4 protein-coding genes are annotated in these 5,907 nt (G+C 33.3%); all 4 read right to left on the bottom strand.

The features are described from left to right. Positions 1 to 45 precede the first annotated feature (45 nt). On the bottom strand, positions 46 to 3,387 hold the full coding sequence (gene secA, locus VLC96_RS18210; RefSeq protein ID WP_325265222.1) for a preprotein translocase subunit SecA: 3,342 nt from the start codon (positions 3,385 to 3,387) through the stop codon (positions 46 to 48). 87 nt (positions 3,388 to 3,474) lie between these two features. Beyond that, on the bottom strand, positions 3,475 to 3,696 hold the full coding sequence (locus VLC96_RS18205; protein ID WP_007138072.1) for a DUF2795 domain-containing protein: 222 nt from the start codon (positions 3,694 to 3,696) through the stop codon (positions 3,475 to 3,477). A gap of 186 nt (positions 3,697 to 3,882) precedes the next feature. Then, positions 3,883 to 4,452, bottom strand: a complete 570-nt coding sequence (locus VLC96_RS18200) for a cob(I)yrinic acid a,c-diamide adenosyltransferase (protein ID WP_325265202.1) — start codon at positions 4,450 to 4,452, stop codon at positions 3,883 to 3,885. 76 nt (positions 4,453 to 4,528) lie between these two features. Continuing rightward, positions 4,529 to 5,215 (bottom strand): ABC transporter ATP-binding protein, encoded by a 687-nt coding sequence (locus VLC96_RS18195; RefSeq protein ID WP_325265200.1) that lies wholly within the window; start codon positions 5,213 to 5,215, stop codon positions 4,529 to 4,531. Between the last annotated feature and the right edge of the window lie 692 nt (positions 5,216 to 5,907).

Genomic DNA, 5,907 nt, shown 5'->3' with positions numbered 1-5,907 from the left:
CCAACTACTTTTGTAATTGGGGATCCAAATCAAATTTATTTTTTATTAGGAAACTAAAACCCAAGCTCCACTAGCGATTAAGCTTTCGGCTTTTTTGAACTTCATTTCTTGTTTTTGTCCGTTAGCAACATTTTGAATAGTTACCGTATCGTTACGGTTTATTTTTGGTTGATCGCGAACGATAGTTTCAGTTACCTGACGTTGTTGAGTTTCCCCAGCCTCACGGTTTGAACTTTCACTATTTGGAATTTCGTCTTTGCTTAATTTGTAATCTTCGACTTGACGCTCGATTCTAGCTTCTTCGATAACTGGAGCTTGTTGAGCAGGCAAATCACCTTTGAACAAGAATGAAATCACTTCTTTATTTACATTATCAAGCATAGAACGGAATAAGTTAAACGCTTCTAATTTGTAAATAAGTAATGGATCTTTTTGTTCGTGAACTGCTAATTGGACAGATTGTTTCAATTCATCCATTTTACGTAAATGTTTTTTCCAAGCTTCATCAACAATAGATAATGTGATGTTTTTTTCAAAATCAGCTACTAATTGGCTTCCTTGCGTTTCGTAAGCTTTCTTTAAATCAGTTACTACGTTGAACATTTTTATACCATCTGTAAAAGGAACTACTATACGTTCAAAACGATTGTTTTTATCTTCGTAAACATTTTTGATGATAGGGAAAGCTTCTCTAGCACTTCTTTCTGTTTTTTGAGTATAAAATTCAAGTGCAGCTTTGTATAATTTACCAGTAATTTCAATTTCAGTTAATTTAGAAAAATCCTCTTGTGATATAGGAGAAGTGAATGAGAAATTACGGATGATTTCAAATTCAAAATCTTTAAAATTGTTGTTAGCTTTACTTTGGTCAGTAATTAATTCACAAGTATCATAAAGCATATTGGCAATATCTAATTTCAAACGCTCACCAAACAATGCATGACGACGACGTTTGTAAACAACTTCACGTTGTGCGTTCATTACGTCATCATATTCCAATAAACGTTTACGGGTACCAAAGTTGTTTTCTTCTACTTTTTTCTGAGCACGTTCGATAGATTTAGTCATCATCGAATGTTGAATAACTTCACCTTCTTGCAATCCCATTCTATCCATTACTTTGGCAACTCTTTCAGAACCAAATAAACGCATTAGGTTATCTTCAAGAGAAACGTAGAATTGAGAACTTCCTGGGTCTCCCTGACGTCCAGCACGACCACGTAACTGACGGTCAACACGACGTGAATCGTGACGTTCTGTACCAACAATTGCCAAACCACCGGCTGCTTTTACTTCAGGAGTTAATTTGATATCGGTACCACGACCAGCCATATTTGTTGCGATCGTAACCACACCTGCTTTTCCAGCTTCTTCAACAATTTGCGCTTCTTGCTTGTGCATTTTTGCATTCAATACGTTGTGTGCAACTCCTCTCATTTTAAGCATACGGCTTAATAATTCAGAAATCTCAACCGATGTTGTACCAATAAGTACCGGTCTTCCGGCTTTTGATAATTCAGTTACATCTTCTATTACAGCATTGAATTTTTCGCGAGTTGTTTTATAGATAAAATCTTCTTTGTCAATACGGGCAATTCCTTTGTTTGTTGGGATTTCAACAACATCTAATTTGTAAATTTCCCAAAGTTCTCCTGCTTCTGTCACAGCTGTACCGGTCATACCAGCCAGTTTGTTGTACATTCTGAAGTAGTTTTGTAATGTAATGGTAGCAAATGTTTGAGTCGCTGCTTCAATTTTTACATTTTCTTTCGCTTCAATAGCTTGGTGTAATCCGTCTGAATAACGACGACCATCCATGATACGGCCAGTTTGCTCATCAACAATTAATATTTTATTGTCCATGATTACATATTCTACATCTTTTTCAAAAAGAGTATATGCTTTTAAAAGTTGAGTCAAAGTGTGAATACGTTCGCTTTTTACTCCAAAATCTTGGAATAATCTCTCTTTTTCTTCAGCTTCAGCGTCTTTGTCCAGTTTTTTCTTTTCGATTGCAGCGATTTCAGTTCCAATGTCTGGAAGAACAAAAAAGTCTGCATCAGTATCTCCTGAAAGCCATTTGATACCATTATCTGTTAAACTTACCTGATTATTTTTTTCTTCAATTACAAAATACAATGCTTCATCCACTTTTGGCATTTCGCGGTTGTTGTCTTGCATGTATTGATTTTCGGTTTTTTGAAGTAATTGTTTAATTCCTTCTTCACTCAAAAATTTAATTAAAGCTTTGTTTTTAGGTAAACTTCTATAAGCTCTTAATAATAGGAAACCACCATCTTTTGTATTTCCTTCTTTGATTAATTTTTTTGCTTCAGCAAGGAAACCATTTGCTAATTGACGTTGTAAGGCAACTAAATTTTCAATTTTTGGTTTCAATTCAATAAACTCATGACGGTCTCCTTGAGGAACTGGTCCAGAAATAATAAGTGGAGTACGGGCATCATCAATTAAAACAGAATCGACCTCGTCGACAATAGCGAAGTTGTGTTTTCTTTGAACTAAATCTTCTGGTGAGTGAGCCATATTATCTCTTAGGTAGTCAAAACCAAATTCATTATTGGTACCATAAGTGATGTCAGCATTATAAGCTTTTTTTCGGGCTTCAGTACTTGGTTGGTGATTATCGATACAATCAACAGTCAATCCGTGAAATTCGAATAAAGGAGCTTTCCAGGTACTATCACGTTTTGCCAAATAATCATTTACAGTTACTAAGTGAACTCCGTTTCCTGTCAAGGCATTTAAGTACAATGGCAAAGTAGCCACCAATGTTTTTCCTTCACCTGTTTGCATTTCGGCAACTTTGCCTTCGTGCAATACCATACCTCCAATTAATTGAACGTCATAGTGAATCATGTCCCAGGTAATTTCTTTTCCGGCAGCATTCCATGAGTTTGCCCATATAGCATTATCACCATCAATAGTAATATAGCTTTTTGTAGCCGAAAGCTCTCTGTCTTTTGCAGTTGCAGTTACAGTGATTTGAGTATTTTCTTTGAAACGTCTTGCGGTTTCTTTAACTACTGAAAAAGCTTCCGGAAGAATTTCCATCAAAGTTTTTTCAGAAATATCATAGGCTTCTTTTTCAAGAGCATCAATAGCGATATAGATATCTTCGCGTTTGTCGATGTCTTCAATACTTTCTACTTCTTGTTTAAGAGAAGCGATTTTGGCATCTTTTTCGGCACGAGCTTCTTTTATTTTTTCTTTAAAAAAAGCGGTTCTAGCTCTTAATTCGTCATGTGACAAAGCTTGTAAAGTGCTTTCAAAAGTCTTTATTTTATTTAAATACGGTTGTAAAGCTTTGACATCTTTCTCAGATTTATCTCCAACAAAGATTTTAATAATACTGTTTATGAAACTCATGATTTGTTTTTATTTCTATTTTAATATATCTGCGTAAATTTAAACAAAAAAAAAGCCTCTTTTGAGACTTTTTCTTGGTGTACTTTTTTAATATTCATCCTCGTTCCAAAGATAATCTTCGTCCGTAGGATAATCTGGCCAAATTTCTTCCATTGATTCATATATCTCGCCTTCATCCTCAATTGATTGAAGGTTTTCTACCACTTCTAATGGAGCACCAGCTCTAATAGCGTAGTCAATAAGTTCGTCTTTGTTAGCAGGCCACGGTGCATCGCTTAAATATGATGCTAATTCTAATGTCCAATACATATCTTTCAATTTAGTTTGTGCAAAAATAATTTTTTTACTGAAAAAGGCAAGTAAAAAACGATTTATTTTTCATAAAGTTAAGAACGTCCTTTGAGACAGCAGATTTAGGATATCAGATTCCATATTTTATACTGAAAATCTTTCTAAAGTACTGCAAACTGTCACTTGTTATCTGGTAACAGAATACTACTTTCTAGGTATCCATTTTACTTCATCAGCGTTCAGATCAAATGACAACTTTCGTGCCAATACAAAAAGGTAGTCAGAAAGTCGGTTTAAGTATTTAATTGCAATTTCCGCAATAGGTTCATTATGACTTAAATGTACTGCCAGACGCTCAGCACGGCGGCAAACGCATCTTGTTATGTGACAATATGACACAGTTTGATGACCGCCAGGTAAAACAAAATGAGTCATAGGTGGAAGTTTTTCTTCCATAATATCTATTTCGTTTTCTAATAATTCAATATCGGTTTCAGTTATTCCTAAATTTTTTAATCGCAGTTCACCATTTTTCATCACTTCTTTTTCAGCAGGTGTAGCAAGAATTGCTCCGATGGTGAATAATCGATCCTGAATTTCGATTAAAATTTCTTTGTAATGATTGTCAATTTCTTGGTCGCGAATGAGTCCTATATAAGAGTTCAATTCGTCGATAGTTCCATAACTTTCTATTCGTATATGGTCTTTTGGTACGCGGGTTCCTCCAAAGAGAGCTGTAGTTCCTTTATCTCCAGTTTTGGTATATACTTTCATTTTTATAAGTTGCTAAGTTTCTAAGTTACTGAGATACTGAGTTTTTTTCGATAATTAAACACTTAAATAATATAAACTATTTAGTATTATCGCTTTCAATCAATCCGTCTCTTAAACGTATAACTCTGTGGGCATAAGCAGCTATTTCTTCTTCATGAGTTACTAATATGACAGTATTTCCCTGAGCGTGAATATCACCAAAAAGTTTCATAATTTCCAAAGATGTCTTACTGTCAAGGTTTCCTGTTGGCTCATCGGCAAGAATAATAGAAGGTTTATTGACCAATGCTCTTGCGATAGCCACACGCTGGCGCTGTCCTCCCGAAAGTTGGTTGGGTTGGTGATCCATTCTGTCGGCAAGATTTACTTGCTTAAGAACATCGGTGGCGCGAACTGTGCGTTCCGACTTTGAATAACCTGCATAAATCATTGGTAATGCAACGTTATCAAGAGCGGTTGTTCTAGGCAAAAGATTAAATGTCTGAAATACGAAACCAATTTCTTTATTTCTAATTTCCGCTAATTCGTCATCTTTCATATGACTTACATCTTTTCCATTTAAGATATAATTTCCAGATGTGGGAGTGTCCAAACATCCTAATAAATTCATCAAGGTAGATTTTCCAGATCCTGAAGGTCCCATTAATGCAACATATTCTCCTTTGTTAATTTCTAGATCAATGCCTTTTAGTACATAAACGATTTCGTTACCAAGTACAAAGTTCCTTTTGATATTGGTAATCTTTATTAGTGGGTTTTCCATCAGAATTTTGGATTGTATGTTGTTGAATTTTGTTTTGAAATGTACAAAACACTTTTTAATACGATATAAGTAGGTAAGGTTACTTTTTTGTTACAATTTCTATCTTTAAATTAAATACGATTTATAAATAATATTAGATTTTTTAATTATTTACTTTTGTAAGTTTAGTATTCTTAAAATTAATATAATGTGTATTTTATCGATTTTTAGTATAATTTTAACGACTTAATTGAAATAAATGTTCTATATTTGTACCATAAAAGTTTTAGGTTTTTATTTGGTTAGTAATTAAGGAAGCTTTTATTATTAGCATTCAATTTATTGGATGCACCATTTAAATCTTAATTGAAAAATTGAGATTGATTTGATATAAAAAAGGGTCATGGGGGTGACTTTTTTTTAAAAATTAAATTAGGTTGAAAATAAAAAGACAGTCATGGGGGTGACTGTCTTTTTTATTGTTCTATTGTCATCAATTGATTAGACTACATAAAAAAATAAGTTTTTAAAAATAGTAATGGATTTTTGTATAAGAAAATAACTATAAATTTTAATAAAATTATGTATTTAGTCGAATTTTAATGTATTTTTAACGACTATTATTTTTGTGATTCAAATTATACTCTTTATGTTTGCATCAGAAAATTTTAAGTTTTTGTTGGTTAGTTAATAAGAAAAACAAAAGTTTTTAT

This window comes from Flavobacterium sp. (genome assembly GCF_035456085.1).
GTDB lineage: Bacteria > Bacteroidota > Bacteroidia > Flavobacteriales > Flavobacteriaceae > Flavobacterium.
This window is presented reverse-complemented; position numbering and strand designations above follow the sequence as displayed.

What these genes read in the sequence shown, in the direction of transcription:
- VLC96_RS18195 (WP_325265200.1), bottom strand. Translation starts at nt 5,215, where the DNA reads ATGGAAAACCCACTAATAAAGATTACCAATATCAAAAGGAACTTTGTA.
- secA (WP_325265222.1), bottom strand. Translation starts at nt 3,387, where the DNA reads ATGAGTTTCATAAACAGTATTATTAAAATCTTTGTTGGAGATAAATCT.
- VLC96_RS18200 (WP_325265202.1), bottom strand. Translation starts at nt 4,452, where the DNA reads ATGAAAGTATATACCAAAACTGGAGATAAAGGAACTACAGCTCTCTTT.
- VLC96_RS18205 (WP_007138072.1), bottom strand. Translation starts at nt 3,696, where the DNA reads ATGTATTGGACATTAGAATTAGCATCATATTTAAGCGATGCACCGTGG.